Raw genomic sequence first — 19,469 nt, forward strand, 5'->3', positions numbered from 1 at the left:
TCAACCTCCAAAAAACTTGTTTATCCAAACCGCCCAGTTGTTGACCTGTACGGTACCTTGAATGTTGTCACGAAGCATTTTTTGCTCATTTCGCAAGATCAGCTTCGACGGGTTGTCAGTCTTCGACGCGACCTCGACAACCTTCACGATGCCATCCTTAAATCTCACTCCCACATCTGGTCGTGGGCCATATTTCGAAAGCGCAGCCTGCACTCCTTCCAGAAGGCGCTTATAGCCCAAGTCTAATGTGACGCGAGAAACATTTGGATTGAGTGCATACATATAGGCAAGAGTCTTCGAAACTGTCGCATGTCCAAGCGTTCCAGTGCTTTGAGCAGTGCCAATAATCTTGGCCCCTGCATACCCAACAGCAGCTTTACCAACAGAAACGAGCCCACCAGTAGCCAGGTTAAATGTCGTCTCCGTAGCCGTATCAGGCGTCCACAGAGACGCAAAACCACCCCCGACTGCAGCAGGTACATAAACAAAGGGATTATCAGTCCCAATGAATCTATCTGCATACCACTGGGCAGAATCCTCGCCTATAGTGGTGCCCGGAAGGTAGCTACCCCAAGTTCGACTTTCTGTCGGAGCGCTGCTCGTCCCACTGTTTGGCTGACCCGTCTTCGGCTCATTAGACTTCTCCCGCGATGTTGGCGCCTCAGAGGGTTTTGCCTCTATAGCACCATTCTTACCCGCAGTGACGGCTATCCAACTTCCGTCCTCCTTTTGTATATAGACAGTACCACCAGCCGCGATTGTCCTTGCTGCCTCTTTCACGGCATTCGACTTTCCCGGCTTTTCTGTCGGTTTACAGTCCGTTCCTTCGCGCTGCGCATCTCCCGCTGTGCAGCCCGCAAACCCCGTCGGATCCGTCATATTCGTCGGATTATTCCACACATACGTATAGCGGTTGTAGCTCTGGCTATGCTCCGGGTCCTGGATCAACGGGTCCGCCGACAGGAAACGCGCCACCAGCGGGTCGTAGATACGCCCGTTCATGTGTACTAGGTCCAGCTCATCCAGCATTTCGTGGCCGGTAAAGCCCCGGTCGATGACCTTGCCGTCGCCCAGCTCGTCCGGTGTGCCGCTGCCGTTCAGGTTGCGGCGCTTGCCCCAGGCGTCGTAGGCGAGCTTGTCCTTCAAACTGCCGTCGGCGCCGGTGATGGCCACCAGGCTGCCCAGCCGGTCGCTGTGCGTCCAGCTCTGCTCGGCCGGGTTGCCAAAGGTGTTGACTTCCACCCCCAGGCCCAGGGGCCAGTAGGTCTTGAGCCGTTTGTACTGCAGGGTGTCGCCATTGGCAGTTTCCAGTTCCATGGCGCCGGCGTACCAGGTGGTGCCGGTATCGGCGCCGTCCTTGACCTGCTTGGTGCGCTGGTGGTCGGGGCCGTAGACAAAGGTGCTCTTGTTGCTGCCTTTGCTCAGACTGGCAGGCATGTCAAAGCTGGTCCACTCGAGGAGCTGGTTGTTCTGGCCGTTTACCTTGGTGACGCTCTTAAGGTTGCCGTTGTCGTCGTAATAGAAGGTGCCGTAGCTGCCGATGCTTTGAACGGCATGCGGCCGGACGGCGTTGGGGCCGGGGACGGGGTAGTTGTAGCTGCCCGTGCCGACGCCAGTCTTGCTGGTGAGGTTGCCGATGCTGTCGTAGTGGAAGACCTGCTGGGCTTGGCCGGCAACTTGGCTGAGTTTGAGGCGGTTCAGTTCGTCATAGTCAAAGACTTCGCTGAAGCCTTCGCTGCCGTCCCAGTACTGGCTGCGCTGGCTGACGTTGCCGAGCAGGTCGTAGTTGTAGCTTTCCTGCAGGCGCGTGACCGCGCCGGCCTGGAGGCTGCCGGTGTCCAGTCGGCCGGTGTAGTCGTTGTAGCGGCGGTTGAGCTGGAGGCCGTTGCCGAGCAGGGCTTGGATGACGCGGTTGGCGGCATCCTGCTGTTGGGCTTTCCACAGGACGGTGCTGTTGTTGCGACCGATCTGCTTGAGGTAGCCGTAGGCGTTGTAGCGGTGCTCAAAGGTGTTGCTGGTGTTGCCGTGCTGGTGCTGTTCCTGGGCAAGCCGGCCCCAGTTGTCGTAGCTGGGGGTGCTGATGAAGCTGCCGTTGTTGCCGTTGAACAGTTGGGTGGTGACGGCACCAGGACGGCCGAGGCTGTCGTAGCTGTGCGTGCGGACGTATTCACGTGGGCAGTTGGCGCTGAGGTCGCTGCCGCCCTGGCAGGTGTAGCTTTGGTGCAGTTGGCCGATGCCCATGGTGGCGCTGTCGTAGCGCCAGTGGCTGACGAGGTCAGGTTCGAGTCGGGCGATCTGGCGGCCGAGCGGGTCGAAGCGGTAGTTGGTGTAGTACTTCCACTGTTCGTCCACGGGCTTGCCGGCGGCGGCGAGCCGTTGCTTGGGGCTGATCTGTTGCCAGACTTGGCCCAGGGGGTCGGTCTTGTATTCGATACGGCCGAGGTCGGGGTCGCGCAGTGCGGTCTTGCGGCCCAGTCGGTCGTAGTCGATGCCGATGAGGTTGCCGGTGGGGTCGGTGGTCTGGGTGAGGTTGCCCCAGGCGTCGCGAGCGAACAGGGTGATACCTTGCTTGGCGTCGCGGGTCTCGATCAGTTGGCCCAGGGGGTTGCGGGTGTCTCGCTTTTCTCGCGTCAAGGCGTTGATCTGGGTGGTGACCAGGCCTTGGTAGACGGTACGGTTGTGGACGCTGTTGCCTTTTTCGTCCTGGGTGTCGATCTGGGTGACGCGGTCGAGGTCGTCGTAGTGCTGCTTGGCGGCACGGACGGCGCCGACGCCGATGGCGACGGTGCTGGCCTGGCTGAGGCTGCTGCCGACGAAGCGGGCTTGGTAGCTTTCGTCGAGGCGGCCGCGGCTGTCGTAGCGTTGGTCATTGGCGGCGAGCTGGCCGTCATAGCTCCAGCTGAGGCTGCGCTGGGTATGGCCGGCATGATCGCTGTAGACGAGCGTGGGGACGGCGATACGCTGGCCGGCCTTGAGGCGGTCACTGAAACTGACGATATCGCTGCCGCTGGGGCAGAGGCCGTTGCCGCATTGCTTTTGGTAAAGGCGGGTTTCGGTCTCGCCGGCGGTGCCGACCAGGGTGATTTCTTTCTGTTTGCGACCGAAGGCGTCAACCACCCAGCTGGTGGTGAGGCCGTTGGGGCCGGTGAGGCGGGTCTGTACGCCATTGCGGGGGTCGTGGCTGCGGATCTCGGTATGGCCGAGGGCGTTCTTGACGGTCTGGGGGAAACGGCCCTTGGCGTCGTAGCTGATGTCTTCGACGGTGCGGGTTTCGTTCAGGCCGGTGGCGGGGTTGCGCCAGCTTTGTTGCTTAAGTTCGACCAGGCCGTACTTGTTGCTACGGCGATCAAAGGTGGTCACCAGCTTGTAGCTGGTGTCGTCAGGTTCGATGGTCTCGCTCTTGAGCAGGCCGTTGGCGTGGTAGTCGTACTGAACCTTGCGCGGCTGTGCGGTGGCAGTGGGGCTGGTTTGGTTGACGGTGACGGTCTCCACCAGGCTTTGCAGCCAGGGGGCGTCGTTGGCCGTGGCGGCCTTGTAGCTGCTATCGGTCTTGGTTTTCCATACCCCGCTGGTGCTGTCGGCTTGGGCACACGCGATATCCACCGCCGTCTTGGTGGCGGCTGTCAGTTTGAGGGTGCGTTTGACGTTGCCCCAGGTGGTCACACCGGGTGTCAGGCCGTAGTCGGTGCACTCAAGCTCGGTGCCGATGGAGCTGCCGTCCAGGTCGCGCTTTTCGGTCAGTTGGCGGCTGCTATGGACGAACCAGGTCGAAGCACCATTGGGGAAGGTATTGGCGTGCACCTTGGCATCAGCAACGGTGTCGTTCAGGACGCTGCCATTTGCGGCAATAACACGGGCGCGTTCGGTCTGGCCGTTGATTTGCCAAGCAACGCCATCCTGACGGCTAACCGTTAGCATACGCGTGCCCGTTGCCTGAACCATGGCCTCCACTACGCGGTATCCCTGCCGGCCTTTGCCCTGCAAATGCACCGCTGCTCCCGCATAGCGGTAGCTGGTTACCTTGTCGGCCGCTCTGCCATTGCCCTGGCTATGGCGCGACACAACGGATTCACTGCCACCCGGCAGCCGCCGTAGAGGGTAAACCAGGGTATCGTTGACACTGCTGTCCAGTGCCGATGGATTAGCCATGTAGACGCTGTTATCGCTCGTGGAGGCATACTCGATCCGATCGATAAGGCCAAAGCCATTCACGACGCTGACGAGCTTGTCCAGGGCTTGGCCAGGTTTGGCTTGGCGAACAGGCGTATAGATTTCCCAATTGTCGTTGCGGCGGTAAACCGTATAGTCCTGCTGGCCATCACCATTGAAGTCACCGCCATGCACCATGCGCTCGACGTTAAAATCCGTCGAGACACTTCCGGGTGCGTGGATCGTGTATTGCCAACCCCAAGGCGCACACCGTACATTTTGCATGGCCGTACCCAAACGGCACAGCACGTACCCACCTGCGTGTTGATTGCCTTGTGGGTCTATCGTCTCGCCAAAGGCACCACCACGCAGCACATCCACCTGACCATCATTGTCCAAATCTGCCACTGCCCTGACGAGAAAGTCGAGGGACGCCAACTCACCGTTGTCCAGGCGATAGCGATAACCAGAATCAGCAAGTTGTAGGCAGTCACCATCGCCATTACCCTTGGAGTAGCAGCCATAGGATGCTTTCCAGCTACCTGGACTTGCCGCGGAATGAAACTTGTGAACCCCAAGTACCATGTCGCTATAGCCGTCCCCATTGAGGTCGCCACTGAGTGACGCGCCCTCTATCGGAGTCAGCGTCGACGTGCTGGCTGTCTCGGCAACAGTCGGGAAGCTGAACCACTGACCTTCTTGCCAACGGAAACCCAGTTCTGAACTAACGGTCGGCGTAATCGCCTGCGAGAACGCACACTCCCAGGATCCTAGTTCAGACGGTGTTTCACCGGTACTGCGGCACTTGTTGAGGAAGAGATCATCACCACGTCCATCGCCATCGAAATCAGCGTTGGCATGGCCTGCCGCCGGGCCAAGAGTCGTCGGTAGACGTAGCCTTCTCTCGGGGGCCAAGGCAATGTCAATACAGTTAAAGCCGGTCCCAGTAGAGAGGCACATGTCCTGCCTACCGAGTGAGCTTGGACCACTCATACCACTACCGACAGAGAGATAGAGGTCATCACGGCCATCTGCATCCAAATCCTTGATGATGCGATAGCCTGCCGTCTGCCCTGCAGGGAAATTGGCAGCCACGCAATCGAACGGATTACTGCCCGTACCCTGACGTTCGCGCATGCGGGAGTAACAAATACGCCAGTTCGTGACCTCAAAATTGCCGGGCATTTGTGTACCCACCAGTAGATCGGTCTGGCCATCACCATCAAAGTCGCCGGTTTCCTTGATTGCCAGGTTGCTACCCAGCCCATTGAAGGGTTGGCTGGCCGCGAATGCACTGCCCGTCGAAATAAACAGCTTCTGGGTGTTGCCGTTCAGTACGAAGCGATCAATCAGATCAAACTTGCCATCGCCGTTAAAGTCGCCGCTGGCGTAGTACTCCACTGGCGTATTGCCATACAGGCGATCGCCGCCGGCTTCGAGGTTAGGTCCCTTCCAGATGCCCAGACTCACGAATTCCTGCTTAGCCGCCGGATCGGGCTTGGCCCACTCGAAGGTAGTCTTGGGCAGACACTTACCCCCTACCCCACCTTCACATGCCGTCACCGACTGCAGCATGCTGCGGCCGCTGGTCGGGCTCAATTCGTAGCCCAGGCTATAGCTCAGTACGGCCGTGCCGTTATTGCCATTAGCATCGGTGTCGGTATAGGTGCGAATCTTTTCCAACCGCTTGCGGCGGTCGATCCGGCTACCCATCAGATAGGCCACCTCGGCATCCGGCCTGTCAGCCGTGCCATAGTCGAATTCGATCTTGCCGTAGTGTGCCTGATTGGCGGCCGTATTGGCGCCCCAGCGAATACTGGCGGGCTGGTGCTCGCCAGTCTTGCCGACGCCGCTACCCGTATTGTCCAGGTAGTCGTAGTCAATGGCATTGCCATCGCGATCCTGGTTGCGGCGCAAAGCCCAACCATGAACCAGGTTGTTGTCGGTATTGACGGTGCTCTTGAGGCGGCTGTTGTCGCTGTCACCGTAATATTGGGTCTGGCCAGATTTGGACTCAACCGTGAAACCGCCCCCCGTACGTTTGATGCGCGTGAAACTCTCCATCTCGGTACGGTACTCGGCATTGTCTGCCCAGTAGTTGGTGTCGCTCAGCGGCAGATTGACCAGCACAAGGCGCTGACCATCCAGGCACAGGCGGTCTGCCTGGGTAAAGCGGACGGTATCGGTACGGCCATCCTGTACGATGGTTTTACCGCAGCGCTGAATCTTGGAAAGACCATTCAAGCTCCAGCCCATCCCAGCGATGCCATTCCCGCTATTGCTGTTGTAACCAAGGCTGATACTCGGCGCCATCCCCGCCGTCCCCGGCGGCACCGCAATCGGCAGGCTATACGTCGCCGCCCCATTGCTCACCCCCAGCTCACCCGGCAGGCTGCCCGCATCCGGCAAGGCCACCAGCCCTGCCACGGCGTCACCCACACCTGCTGCAATATTGTCCGACAGCTCCAATGCGCCGCCCCGCGACACCACCGTGATGGCCGGTCCTGGCGTGCTCGAGGTGCCCACCACGGTCGTGCCGGCCATGCCAATGTAGGCCTTGGCAACAATCTGGTGGCTGCCCAGGGGGGCGCTGGTCCAGTTCAGGGTAGCGATGCGCGAGCCGTCAACACTGTTCGACAGGCTGGTGGTCGTGCCCAGCAGGGTGGTGCCAGCACTGCCGCCGAAGAAGTTCACCTTCCCTATGGAAGCGGCACCCGAGCCGAGCTTGGCTTGCAGCGAGATCGTCGTGCCCTGGGTATATTGGCTGCCCGAGAGGGGGTTGACCACGCTGATGTTGACGTTGCTGCCGCCTGCATCCACATACACTTTGCGCGGGGCGGCGTGGATGGGCAGACCTTGGTCTTTGATACGGACGGTGGCGGTCAGCTGGTAGGGCTCGGGCCGGGCCAGGGCGCCGGTCTTGCGGGCGACATAGGTGTCGGCTTCGGTGTCGAGCAGGCCATCGAGGATCTGACCATCGACGCTGAACTCAACCTTGTCGATGACGGTGCCGGCGTCCTTGCCGGTGATACGGGCGCGCAGGAACAGGTCGGCGCCGAGGTTGCCGGCGCTGATGCGGGCGTTGTCTTCTGGGGTGGTAAAACCAATATTGAGGGTGCCGGGCAGGTAGCAGTGGCTGCCGGCACACGTCAGCGCCTTGGGGCTGCCACTGGCGCTGGGCAGGCCGTACACCAGCAAGGGGGCTTTGCCACTGTTGTTGGCGTCGGTGATATCGAGCTCGAAGCCGTGGCCTACGCCGCTGGTGCGGCAGACACTGCTGCGCTCGGGGCTGCTGAGGTTGGCGACCACGGTGCCGATGGCGGGGCTGTCGGCGCTCTGCTTGTGGGCGCGGATGCTGATGGGGTTGGGATTGCCTTGTTCACAGGCCCAGCCGCGCAGCAGGACTCTGCCGCCCTGCAGCTGCAGTCCGGTCACTTCGCCTTCGATAATGCTGTTGCCGACGGTGACGGTGGTTTCCGCTGTCTTCGTTTCGATGCCATGGTTGTCGATGGCTTTGACCTGAACACGATAGGTGCCAGCCGGCAAGTCCACATCGTGATCCCAGCCTATCGGGTTAAAGTTTTTACCATCCAGGATTTCCCGATCAAGCTTATAGCCGTCGCCACGGTCCATCCAGAATTCGAGCCGCGCCACATAGCCGTTGTCGTCTTGGGCAATGGCTTTGATGGTGACCTTGGCGGTGCCGTCACTGCCGATGACGGCAGGGTTGGGACTGACCTGATAAGTGCTGATGGTGGGCGCTGCGTTGACGACGCGGAAGGTGCTCTCCGTGCTGGTTTTCACGACACTGCCTGTGCCATTGGCACCGCTCATGGAGACCGCATAAATCTGGTAGACCTCCAGGCTGGGCAGGTTGAACTCAACCGGCTTGCTAAAGTCTGGGCCGCTGCCGTTAACGGTGGCGAGGGTCAGTTCGTTGCCGCTGGTGGGTTTGGCGCGAAAGACGACGGAGCCGATGCCGCTGCCCGTGGTTTTGGCGGTCAGTTGCAGTTGGTACGGTAGCTTGCTAATGCTCAAGCCACTGGTGGGGGCGGTGAGTGTGACACTGTCCGGCACGGCGCCCCGTACGGTGATGGCACTCGACTGTTCGCTGGCGCCCGCGACGATGACCTTGGCGCTGATCTGGTGGGTGCCGGCGGGGAAGTTGACCCAGTTGTATTCATAGGGGTCGCTGGTGTCGCTCCCGAGTAGGGTACTGCCCTGGTAGAACTCGACCCGCTGGATGGGCAGGCCGCCGCCGTTGGCGTTGGCCTTGAGCACGACGGTGCTGCCGGGGGCGTAGGTTTCGCCATGCAGGGGGGTGGTCAGGCTGATGCCTGGCTTCACGCTATTGATGATGAACGTAGTAACGTCATCGTCAACCAAGGTTTGGCCAACATAAGCCTTAGCGGTGATGGTGTGCGTACCGGCGGCGATATCGCTGAAGTCGACACTGTAGGGGCTGCTGTAGTCGCTGACTGGTTTGCCGGTGTCGAGTAGGAAGTCGACTCGGCTGATAGTGCCAGCCGTGCCGCCGTCGGCATCGGCGCCGACGATGATGCTGCCGGGGTAGTCGAAGCGGCCTGTGGGGGCGATGATCTTGACGAGGGCTTGGGTCCCTTGAGTCACCGTGGCGGTGACTTCGCTGGATTCCGTGGTCTCGCCCTGGTTATCCCTCGCGCGCAGTTTGAAGCGGTAGCTGCCCGCGCTGGCTGAGTAGGCGTAGCTGAAGCCGAGGCTGGTACTGCCTGTGCCGTAAACCGTGTGGGCCGGTGCGCTGCCGTAGCCGGCGCCATCCTTGGCGACGAGCAGCTCTATTCGCTCAATCCGGCCGTCTATGTCTTGGGCGGTGCCGTTGATGGTCAGTGTGGCGGATTTACCGGGCGTTACGGTGGGGGTGCTGGGGCTGACGGTGACGGTGTCAACGCTGGGCTTCAGGTTCTGTAGCAGCGTCCAGGTGGGGGCTGTCGTGGCTTTGCCGCCGTTTTCGTCGCTGACCTCTACATAGTAGCGGTAGTTGCCCATCGGCTGACCAGCGAGGTTAACGTCGCGGGTGTAGGTATTGCCGTTTTTGGTGCCACTGCCCAGGCTGGTGGTTTTGTCGGTGGTGTCGATCTGCCAGAAAGTGAGGGATTTGATGTTGTCGTCGCTGTCCGGGTCGCTGGCGGTGGCAGTGAGGCGCAGGGTGGTGGTCGGATGCTTGAAGTGGATGTCGTTCGTACTCAGACTAACGACAGGGTTTCTGTTGGGATTGACCGTCACCGTGACCTGGCTGGAGGTTTTAGTGCTGCCATCATGGCCGCGCGCAATGACGTAGGCACTGTAGGTGCCAGCTCCGACGCCGGAGAAATTAAGTTCGTAGGGGGCGACATCGTCGGTACTGGGGTTCGTGGCGCCGTTGACGTAGAAGTCCACCTGCTTGATGGTGGAGCTGCCACCCGGTTTAGCGGTCAGGAAGATATCGGCGGGCGCGGTGAGGCTGTTACCGGTGAGGCTGCTTAGCGTGACGGTGACGTCGGCCCAGGCGGTGCTGGTGATCGCGAGTACAGTAGCTGAAGCAATAGCCAGCCCTACACGCAGCGCGCGCAGGCCCTTAACGTATGCGTAAGACATACGTTCTCCCTTATTTTTGGTAGGTAGAGCCGGCCGATTTTATATTGCGGCGCGGCGAAAGGGCGGCACTCTACCCGAGGCGGGTGAGCGGTGGCAAGTCATTGTTATTGATAGATTTGCTGCAAAGCAGCAGGAATGAGGCGGGGGGCGGGTTTCGGGGAATATCGGCCTAGATAGGTACGGGCTACTTTCTTCCTCCCTACAACCCCGCCTTGATCTCGAACTCCACCGTCTCCAGCCGATCGCGCAGCAGCGACTGCTGATGCGTCAGGTGTACATGATGCAGCGCGGGTTGGGCTGACAAGGCCTCCAGGTAGCTGGCCAGCGCTTTGCGGTCGCGTGCTTCGCCGCTCAGTACTACACGGCGGTTTTGCTTGTCTGGCTGGAATTCCAACAGCTCCACATCGGCCTTGGCTGCACGCTCTATTGCCACCAGTAAGTCAGGCCATGGGAACTCGCGCTCAACCCGCAATGCCTCCCAGTGCTTGGCTTCTGCTGCGGCTGGCCGCGATACCTGGGTAGGCGCGACGGTTTGTGCAGCACGCAGCGTCTGGTTACGCAGCGCCAGCTTGTCTGCTGCCTGTCGTTGCGCCTGGGCTTGCCATCCCAGTATCCCCGCCCCAATCAGCAGGGCACAGGCCAATAGCCCTAGCTGGGCGCCATAACGGCTGCGTGGCTCAAGGTATCCAGAAGTCGATTTCATGATTCAACACCAAGCCGTTCTGGCAAAGGTTCGTACCTCGGCCGTCGGCCAACTAGCTGCAATATACCGAGCGGGGGCATCGGCCTCTGGGCCGAATGGCGACCAGGTATCCACCCGCGCAAACTCGCCGTGCTGAACGCTCAAACGCCGCAGCAGGCGGTTGCCCGCCTCTTGCTCGCTCCGCGTCACCGGTTCGACATCACGGGCTTGCAGCTTGCCCTGGGCATAGACCAGGGCCGTGATGCGTGTCGGCTCACGCAATAACAATAACGACAGGGCCTGCTTGGCCGGGAAGGCATGCAGCGAATAGGCCGCCGCTGACGCTGGCAACACGCCCTGTAGCCGTAGGTTGCGACGTTGCAGGCTGGCTAATACCTGCTCCAACCACGCAGCCGGCAAGGCATAAGCCAGGCCTTGGGCGCCATAACGCCGGAAATAGGTCGCCAAGGCCCAATCCGCCCCCACTTCGATACCCGCATTTTCAAAGCAGATGCGCGCATAAGCTTCGAGCTCTGCCGTTTCGGTCAACTCTGCCTGCCAAGGCAAGGCGATGCTGGCAGCGAGACTGTCTGATACAGTCAATGCCAAACGACTGCCAGGGTGTAGTGCCTTTGATGGCTTATCCAGCAAGGCATCCAAGGCAAGCAGGTAGTCATCCGGCTGCGGGCAGGCGATAGACGTTTCCGTGATGGCCTTGCCTTGCTGCAGCCAGCAATGCCCGGGGAATAAGCCTACATGCAAGCGATCAGGCCACAAAGGTGACACGATTAACCTCCTGCAAAGTGGTATGGCCATCACGCACCAGTTCCAGCGCAACATCACGCAGGAATCGGGTGCCTTCCTTGCGCGCCTGTTCCTTCAAGGCACGGATGGATGCACGGCCTATGATCATTTCACGTATCTCATCTGTCAGCCGCAGTACTTCCGCCACCGCACGCCGGCCCTTGTACCCGGTACCACGACAAACCGTACAGCCCTTCCCTGCCCTGAAGCGGTAGGTTTCAGGATCACGGATGCCCGAGTCCGACAAGAACAGCTCGTCCAACACCACATCCTCGGTGCAGTTCGGGCAGTTCTGTCGTACCAAGCGCTGGGCAATCACCCCTGTGAGGGAGGAGACAAAGTTGTAGGGATCGACCCCCATGTGCATGAAGCGGCCAATGACATCAAAGGTGTTGTTGGCGTGGACGGAGGTAAACACCAAATGCCCCGTCAGGGCGGATTGCACGGCAATCTGTGCGGTTTCCGGGTCGCGTATCTCGCCCACCAGTATCTTGTCCGGGTCATGTCGCAGGATCGAGCGCAGGCCGACGGCAAAGGTCAGGCCCTTCTTTTCATTCACCGGTATCTGCAGCACACCGGGTAGCTGATACTCCACCGGGTCTTCAATGGTGATGAACTTGTCCTCGCCATGGTTGATCTCGGTCATCGCGGCATACAGTGTGGTGGTCTTGCCGCTACCGGTGGGGCCGGTGACCAGCATCATGCCGTAGGGCTCTGATGCAAGACGGCGCAGCAGGCGTATGGTTTCCCCATCGAAGCCAAGCGAATCAAGAGTCAGGCGCTGCACTTGGTCGATCAGGGCCTGCTTGTCCAGGATACGCAGTACGGCATCCTCGCCATGGATACTGGGCATGATGGAAACGCGGATATCAATGTCGCGGCCCTTGGCCGCCACACGGAAGCGGCCATCCTGTGGGATGCGCTTCTCTGCAATATCCAACTCTGCCAAGACTTTGATACGGGCAATCGCCTGTTCTGCGAGGGCAGTGTTATTGACCGTTGCAATACGGTTCAATACGCCATCAATACGGAACTTGATCACTAGCCCCTGCGGCACAGACTCCAGGTGGATATCGCTGGCCTCAAAACGCAGCGCATCAAAAACGGTGGAATTGATCAACCTGACCGCAGGACTGGCCTCGCCCTGGATAGAGGTCAGTGTCAGGTCCGCGCTGTCGTCACGTGCCAACTCGATGGATTGATCGAGTCCGACTGCTTCGGCTACCGCACTGAAGGCCGATTCGTGCTTCTCCAGCTCACCACGTAAGGCATGTGGGTCAGCTAGATAAATCTCGTGCAAGGGCAGCCCCAGATTCGCCAGCCAGGCACCAATCTTACTATCGAGCGGTCGCCCCAATACGGCACAGAGCTGCCCATGCTGGTCTCTACCGACCACCAGCAAACGCTCCACCATGTCGGTGTAGGGCACCAGTTCGAAATCCGGCGCCACAGGCCAATCGGCCTGCACAGCCAAAGCCGGATAGCCCGCCAGTTCTGCTGCTACAAGCAGCAGATCGGCGCGCGGCAAATCGCGCTGTTCGGCCAACAGGCTGAGCCAGTCTGTCGTCATGCCGGCAGACTGCTGGGCCAGGTTCAGTTCTTGTAGCGTCAACATCACATAGGCCGTCGGTTACAGTGCATTTGCCAGATCAAATATCGGGGTGTAGAGCATCATGACGATGGCGCCGATGACAAGGCCGATACCCACCATCAGGATAGGCTCGACCAGTCTGCCTGCCATGTCTATCCAGCCGGCGACTTCCTGATCGTAGAAGTCGGCAATGCGCTCCATCATTTCATCCAAATTGCCGGACGACTCACCAGCCAGCAGCAATCTATGCGCCACTTCAGTACTTAGTTTGTTCTCCAGCATAACCAGTGAAATCGACTTGCCTTCGCTGACACCCTGGGCAGCAATACGTAAGTCGCCTTGCATGGCGAGGGGTAAGGAGGCCTCTGTCATCTTCATGGCGGAGAGCACGCTCACCCCGCTACGCAGCAACATGCCCAAGGTACGATAGAGCCGCGCCAACTGCAGTATCCACACCTTCTCGCCCAGCCAAGGGGTGGACAACATCCTGCGGCCCAGCCAGCCTCGCAAACCGGGGTGGACGACCAACACCACTAACGCGACAAACAGGCCCAACACGCCCAGCCAGGCCAGCGCCGTGTGCTCCCGCACAAAGCTGCCCCATACCTGCACGAATCCGGCGGTCGCATTCTTCCTGGCGGCCACATCGTCAAATACCGCGCTGAAGCGCGGCACCACATACAGCATCAGAAACGCGATCACCAGAAAACCCACGCTCACCAGGATGCCGGGGTAAATGGCTGCTGAGAGCAACTTGCCGCGTATCTCGTCCAACTGCTTCTGGTAGTGCATGAAACGTCGTATTGACGCCCTGACTGTGCCAGTCGTCTCGCTGGCACGCACCATGGCCACGTACAGCGGTGGAAAAACCGACGGCAAGCTGGCCATGGCTTCGGAAAGCTGCTTGCCTTGCTGCAAACCTTGCAACAGCGTGTCGTAAATGGCGCGGTGGCGCCCTGCCCTATCGTTGCGCCCCAGTATCTCGATGGCATCGACAATAGGCTGCCCAGCCTCCAGCAAGGAGTGCAATTGCTGGTTGAACACCGTCATATTGAAGGCACTGGGCCGTCGAGTCATGCCGGCGCTGATCGTATTCAATACCAGCAGGCGCTCACCGCTCGATTCAATGAATCGGCGTGCCTCTTCTTCGTTGGTGGCATCCAGCTCACGCACCACCACCGCCATGCTGGCATTCAACACCTTGGCCCGAAAACGCATCGCAGCGGGTCCTGGCTCAGTAGCTGGTCACATCGGCATTGTCATCGGTGCCACCCGCTACCCCATCCTTGCCGTACGAGATGATCTCGAACTCACGGTCATTGGAACCGGGCGAGTTGTAGACATAGGCCTTGCCCCAGGGGTCAACCGGCACCGCCTTCTTCAGGTAAGGGCCACGCCATTTGGCAGCATCTGCCGGTTTGGCAAACAACGCGGCCAAGCCCTCCGCCGTGGTCGGGTAGTTACCGGTATCCACGCGGTACTGATCCAACGCCTTGTCAAAGGCATCGATCTGGGCCTTGACCAGTTGCTGCTCAGAGCGGCCAATCTGGCCAAAATACTTGGGGCCAACAAAACCGGCCAACAAGCCGATGATCAGCAGTACAACCAGCAACTCCAGCAAGGTAAAGCCCTGCTGGCGATATTGCGACTTACTCATGGTGCTTCTTCCTCTCCAGAGGTAAGGGTAATTCATCGGACTGCGTCATGCTCAGCCCGGGGTAGGTTCAAACACAAACTTCCAGTCCTGATAGCGCTTGGCGCCCTCCAGGGCCTGCAAGGCGTCAGGAAAGCCGCCAGTCTTGATCGGTTGCTCCGTCGATAGCGAATACACGCCCTTCACCAGGCCATCCGGCGTCTTGACCAGCCCCCAATCGGCACTCCCCGTCATGGGGTCACGATATAGCCGACGCAGCGGCCGGCGGGTACGGGTTGCGCGATTATCCAGCAGTAAGGCCTGCAAGTCCGGCGGGTACTGCTTGCTGGTCCCGGGCGAGAACTGGTAGTAATCCTTGATCGCCTGCTGGTAGGCCAGGCCGGCAAACAACAGCTCTGCCTCGCGCTCCCGCCTGCCTGCCGTCTTGCTGTGCTCCAGCGCCCGCAGGCTGACCACCAACAGTACTGCCACGGCAAACAAGGCAATCAGATAGCTGTATCCACGCTGCTGACGCATGGTGCTACCACTCGGAATACTTGGTGCCGCTCTTGCTATTGGGCGCTGTGCTACGTACATCGTAAACGCCCCCCAAGGTCGTATCCTCCGGTGCTACTGACTTCCAGCCAGCCGCACTCTCGGTGAACGGGTCGATGGGGATAGCCCGCAGGTAGCGCTCCTTCACCAGGTCATTCAGCTCCTTGGGATAAGTACCCTTGTCGGTGTAGTACTTATCTATGGCATCTCGCATCAGGTACAGGTTCTCTCGCAGTACCGCTTCCTTGGTCCGCTCCAGATTGTTGAAGTACTTGGGCGCGGCTAATGACAGCAAGGTGGCGATAATGGCCATCGCAACCAATAGCTCGATTATGGTGAAGCCTTGTTTACGCATGCTCACCACTCCTTGTAGGGCACGCCATTCAAGCCCTTTTTTTCTGATAGCGAGTACACATCGAAAACATCATCTCCACTGCGCGGTGCATCGGGGGGTGATTCAAAACTACGCAAGCCCCAGCTAGCCTCGTTCGATGCCTCGTCATCCGTAAAGAAGGGATCTCGCGGCAGACGGCGCAGGAAATAGAGCTTGGCGCCATCGGGGTTCTTCTTGTCATCCACACCATTGACGAGATCCAGCAAGGTCGGTGGATAACCCGATCCATCTAGGCCCACCTCGATACGCCCTGCTGTTGCCGCCGCCTTGTAGGCATCGATGGCCTGGCGTATATCACGCAGGGACCGCCGGAGTTCATGCTCTTTGCTGCGCTGTACGGTTTTTTCGGCCAGCGGCATGGCCACGGCAGCCATCAAGGCCAATATGGCCAGCGAAGCGAGCAGCTCAATAAAGCTGAAACCCGTCTGGCGCGCGCGTCGACGCAGCATAGCCATGCTCAGGGCGCAATGCTCAGTCGATGTACCAAGGGCAAGGCAGGACGACCCACATTGCCCCCGCTGGCGATGGGAGTCATGCCGATGACACTGATCTCGGCCTCCTGCACGGCCTGCAAAGGCTTGAGCAACACCATCAATAGCGCGCCCTCGCCCTTGGCACCCGCGGCTTCCGCGCTGGCGGTGCCGACGGATACGCGACCGCTAGCCTTGTCGATCAACTGGCTGAAATTGGATTTCCCAGCTTTGCTGAAGTATTCGCCCTCCTTGACCGACAGCACTTCAAACAGCGTCTTGTCGTAAGCCAGTTGCAGCGGCGCCGCACGTAGGGCCTCAGCGCTATCCAGGTGTAGAACCAGCGTTATCGTCTCACCCACCTTGGCCGCGGCGGGGCCTTTCCATTGCATCTTGACGCCCGGCACAACCGCCGGTGTGGGTTCCGCGCTCGCCGGTGCAGCGGGTGCGGCCGGGGCTACAGTCGTCTGTTTCACTTCGTCGGCAGGCTTGGCGGGCACAGCATTCGTCGGGGCGGTCTCCAGACTGCGCAGTTGCAAGGGCTTCAGCCGCAGATTGGCCTCCGTGCCCGACCAGAACGACTCTGCCGCGGGCTCCTTACGCTGGGCATTGCGTATCAGCCTAGGCGTAATCGAGAGAATAATTTCGGTCTTGTTACCGCTATCAGACTGCGACGAGAACAATCGCCCCAGCAGCGGTACATCCCCCAGCAGCGGGATACGGCTGGCCGACGATCGATCTTCATCACGTATCAGCCCTGCCAGCACCTGGGTTTCACCATCCTTCAGGCGCAGCACGCTATTGGCGGTACGCGTGCCTATCTCGTAGGCCAACGCCCCACGCGCTGTCTTGATCGAATTCACGACATTGCTGACTTCCAGGCCGACCTTGATGCCGATCTCGTCACGCATATGCACATCCGGCTCGACTTCCAGCTTCAGCCCCACATCCAGATACTGGACATTTTCGGATATGAAACCATCTGAGCTGGCTGTCGTCGTCACCACAGGTACCTTGGAGCCGATCATGATCTTGGCCTTTTCCCTATCCTTGACCCGGATGCGGGGATTGGCCAGCAGATTGGCATCGCCATCGTTCTTTTCAAAACGGGCCGTCACGCTGGGCAAGGTCACGCCCAGATTGCTGGAGTTCAGGTTTTTCAGCTCGCTCAACTTGTAGAGTATGGGCGACGATTCGGAGCCATCGCCGGTCGAGTTGCCGCTATTGGCAAAGGGCCTCACCGTCAGCGACTTGGGCAGGTCTATGCCCAGTTCCAGCATGCGCGTGCGGTTGACCTCCAGCACCTCGACCTCCAGCATCACCTCCGGCTCATCCAGGTCATGCAGGGCAATCAGCTTCTCGGCCAGTGCAATGGTATCGGGCGTTTCGCGCAACATCAGCATGTTGAGCTTGTCGTCCACAAACACTTCCTTGATCTTGAGCATGGACTTCAGCAAACCTGCGGTCTGCTTGGCCTCGGCGGTAGACAGATAGAACGCCCGCACCACCAGGTCCTGGTACTCCTTGGTCTTGGCCGAGGTATTGGGATAGACCAGCACGCTAGTGCTGTTTAATATCTTCTTGTCCAACTGGTTGGTGGTCAGGATCACATCAATGGCGTCCTCCAGCGTGGTCTGCTTGAGGAACACCGTGGTGCGCTGGTCACTTTTGACTTCTCGGTCAAAAATGAAATTGATCCCTGTCGTGCGGGACAAGGCCTCAAACACCATTTTCAGGCTGGCATCGCGAAACTCCAGATTGATGGGCTTCTTGTACAGGTTGCTCAAGCTGGGAGAGGTGATCAGATCCTTGGCCTGTGCCGCATCCAGCTCGCGCTTCAAAGCCAACGCCTCAACATGGCCTGGGTGATTCTCCAGCGCCCGGCTCAGCAATTGTGCCGCCTGGCTGCTGTCACCTTTCTTGAGCGCCTCGCGCGCCTGCAGTGCTTGCTCATCGGCTTGCTTGAGCCGCAGCAAGCTCTCCAGCCCAGCCTTGGCACGGGCATGGTCTCGTTCATACTTCAAGATCAGCCGATAGTGCTGGGCCGCATCGCCCAGGCGCCCCTCTGCTGTCGCCACTTCGGCCTGCGCCAGCAAGCGGCGCGTGGCCACTTCGCGGTTACGCAGCCAGTCCTTGCGATAGATCACATCCTCGGGGTCCAGTTCGGCGGCCTTGCCCAGCTCTATCACCGCCTCGTCGTACTGCCCCTTGTCCATCGCCTCCAGCCCAGAGCGATGATGGTAGTCCGCCGCGCAACCGCCCAGCAGCAGCAACACACCGGCAGCAGCGGCCGGTGCTGGGTTCCATTGCGTAGCCGTGGGCATAGCAATACGTACAGCGTTCAATAAATCAGATAACAGCATGGCAATCGATTATTCCGATGCAGGCAGGGCAAGCTGCTGCTTGTCGCCCGTCGGCAAGTATTCAAATTCGATACGCTGGGCATCCAGGCCCAGCACCTTATACGTCGCCCCCAGGGTTTCCCCGACGCGGGCAATCAGGGTTTGCTCGCCCTGGCTCAGATACACCACTTGCTCACCGCCATCATGCAAGCGGCCCATGAATTTGAACGGCAAGGGAGGCGGCCCCGCCGGCTCTACCGGCAAAGCCGGCGCCACCACGACGGGCGCGGGAGCCGCCATCGGTAACGGGGGTGCTTGCCAATTACGGGGCGCAAATGGGTTGGCTACCATGGCTGGCATCGCGACTTGGCTGGTTTGGCCGAGCGGAGCCCCCGGCGTGCGTGGTTGCCGCGTGGTCGGCTGGCGGCTCACAGGTGCCGCGACGACTTCTACCGTCGACGCCGGTGTCGCCACTTCCGCCACGGCAACATCGTCTACCGGGTAAACCATGGCAACCACGGTCCCTGCAAGCAATGTCAACCAAAGCGCCCAGCGTTTTTGCTCAGCCTTGATCACGGCGAACCTGACGGTAAAATGCCGATAGCGAGACATCGCAGCTCAGCTCCGCCACGCCGATATCCTCTCTGCTGCAATGGATACCATCCAGCGTCACATTAGCCATGCCGATGCGCAGACCCTCCACAAACCGCCGTATTGCGGGGTAATCCGCCGACACCGACAGGCTGGCGCGATAACGCAAATAAGGTAGCTTGCCTTTGTCGTCCAAGGTAAAGGTCACCTCATCCAACGGTAGCTTGGCCGCATCGGCGGCCTGCTGCAGATCGCCCATCAATTGCGCACTGTTGAATACCGGGAAAACCGGCACCGAATGACCAGACAAGGCGACCACAGGCGCTGCCTTGGGGGCGGTACTCAGCGCGCGACGCTCGTGCTCGACCTTGTCCAGCATGTGGCCGCTGCGAGCATAGAACGCGGCAGCACACCCCAGTCCGACCAATGCCAGCAGCAAGGCGGCAGTAGGCCAAGGCTGCAGACGTAGCTGGCGGCGCAGGTAAAAAAGCCACTGTGCAGGGAGGTTGGACGGGGTCAAGCCGATGGTCCGGAGGGAGAACAAAGGGCGGGATTATATACAGAAGAAACTCTAAGTGTCTATAAAATAAGGAGTTTTACAAGACAGAGAGGTCAAATTCCAACGTAACCAATGTGACATGCCCG

General features: G+C 59.8%; 12 protein-coding genes. All 12 read right to left on the bottom strand.

All coding sequences use genetic code 11. The features are described 5' to 3' along the window. Entirely contained in the window at window positions 1-9,762 is a 9,762-nt protein-coding gene (locus V7714_RS07505) for an Ig-like domain-containing protein (protein WP_335709157.1), read from the bottom strand. A gap of 199 nt (window positions 9,763-9,961) precedes the next feature. Next, window positions 9,962-10,465, bottom strand: a complete 504-nt coding sequence (locus V7714_RS07510) for a PilN domain-containing protein (protein ID WP_335709158.1) — start codon at window positions 10,463-10,465, stop codon at window positions 9,962-9,964. A 3-nt stretch (window positions 10,466-10,468) separates the two neighbouring features. Further along, window positions 10,469-11,230, bottom strand: coding sequence for a hypothetical protein (locus V7714_RS07515; protein WP_335709159.1), 762 nt, complete (start codon window positions 11,228-11,230; stop codon window positions 10,469-10,471). Beyond that, window positions 11,211-12,863, bottom strand: coding sequence for a GspE/PulE family protein (locus V7714_RS07520; protein ID WP_335709160.1), 1,653 nt, complete (start codon window positions 12,861-12,863; stop codon window positions 11,211-11,213). Before V7714_RS07520 ends, V7714_RS07515 begins: the two co-directional genes overlap by 20 nt. A gap of 15 nt (window positions 12,864-12,878) precedes the next feature. Beyond that, on the bottom strand, window positions 12,879-14,057 hold the full coding sequence (locus tag V7714_RS07525; RefSeq protein ID WP_335709161.1) for a type II secretion system F family protein: 1,179 nt from the start codon (window positions 14,055-14,057) through the stop codon (window positions 12,879-12,881). A 16-nt stretch (window positions 14,058-14,073) separates the two neighbouring features. Then, window positions 14,074-14,496, bottom strand: coding sequence for a type II secretion system major pseudopilin GspG (gene gspG, locus V7714_RS07530; protein WP_290332794.1), 423 nt, complete (start codon window positions 14,494-14,496; stop codon window positions 14,074-14,076). 51 nt (window positions 14,497-14,547) lie between these two features. Next, window positions 14,548-15,009 carry a type II secretion system protein gene (locus tag V7714_RS07535; protein ID WP_335709162.1) on the bottom strand — a complete coding sequence of 154 codons (462 nt, stop codon included), beginning with the start codon at window positions 15,007-15,009 and terminating at the stop codon, window positions 14,548-14,550. A gap of 4 nt (window positions 15,010-15,013) precedes the next feature. Then, window positions 15,014-15,382 (bottom strand): type II secretion system protein, encoded by a 369-nt coding sequence (locus tag V7714_RS07540; protein WP_335709163.1) that lies wholly within the window; start codon window positions 15,380-15,382, stop codon window positions 15,014-15,016. A 2-nt stretch (window positions 15,383-15,384) separates the two neighbouring features. Next, window positions 15,385-15,870, bottom strand: coding sequence for a type II secretion system protein (locus tag V7714_RS07545; RefSeq protein ID WP_335709164.1), 486 nt, complete (start codon window positions 15,868-15,870; stop codon window positions 15,385-15,387). Window positions 15,871-15,878: 8 nt separating this feature from the next. Next, window positions 15,879-18,215, bottom strand: a complete 2,337-nt coding sequence (locus tag V7714_RS07550; RefSeq protein ID WP_335709165.1) for a cohesin domain-containing protein — start codon at window positions 18,213-18,215, stop codon at window positions 15,879-15,881. A gap of 48 nt (window positions 18,216-18,263) precedes the next feature. Further along, window positions 18,264-18,533 (bottom strand): hypothetical protein, encoded by a 270-nt coding sequence (locus V7714_RS07555; protein ID WP_335709166.1) that lies wholly within the window; start codon window positions 18,531-18,533, stop codon window positions 18,264-18,266. A 262-nt stretch (window positions 18,534-18,795) separates the two neighbouring features. Continuing rightward, window positions 18,796-19,344, bottom strand: a complete 549-nt coding sequence (locus V7714_RS07560; protein WP_335709167.1) for a hypothetical protein — start codon at window positions 19,342-19,344, stop codon at window positions 18,796-18,798. Window positions 19,345-19,469 lie beyond the last annotated feature (125 nt).

The organism is Chitinimonas sp. JJ19, from assembly GCF_036961565.1.
In the GTDB taxonomy this organism is placed as follows: domain Bacteria; phylum Pseudomonadota; class Gammaproteobacteria; order Burkholderiales; family Chitinimonadaceae; genus Chitinimonas.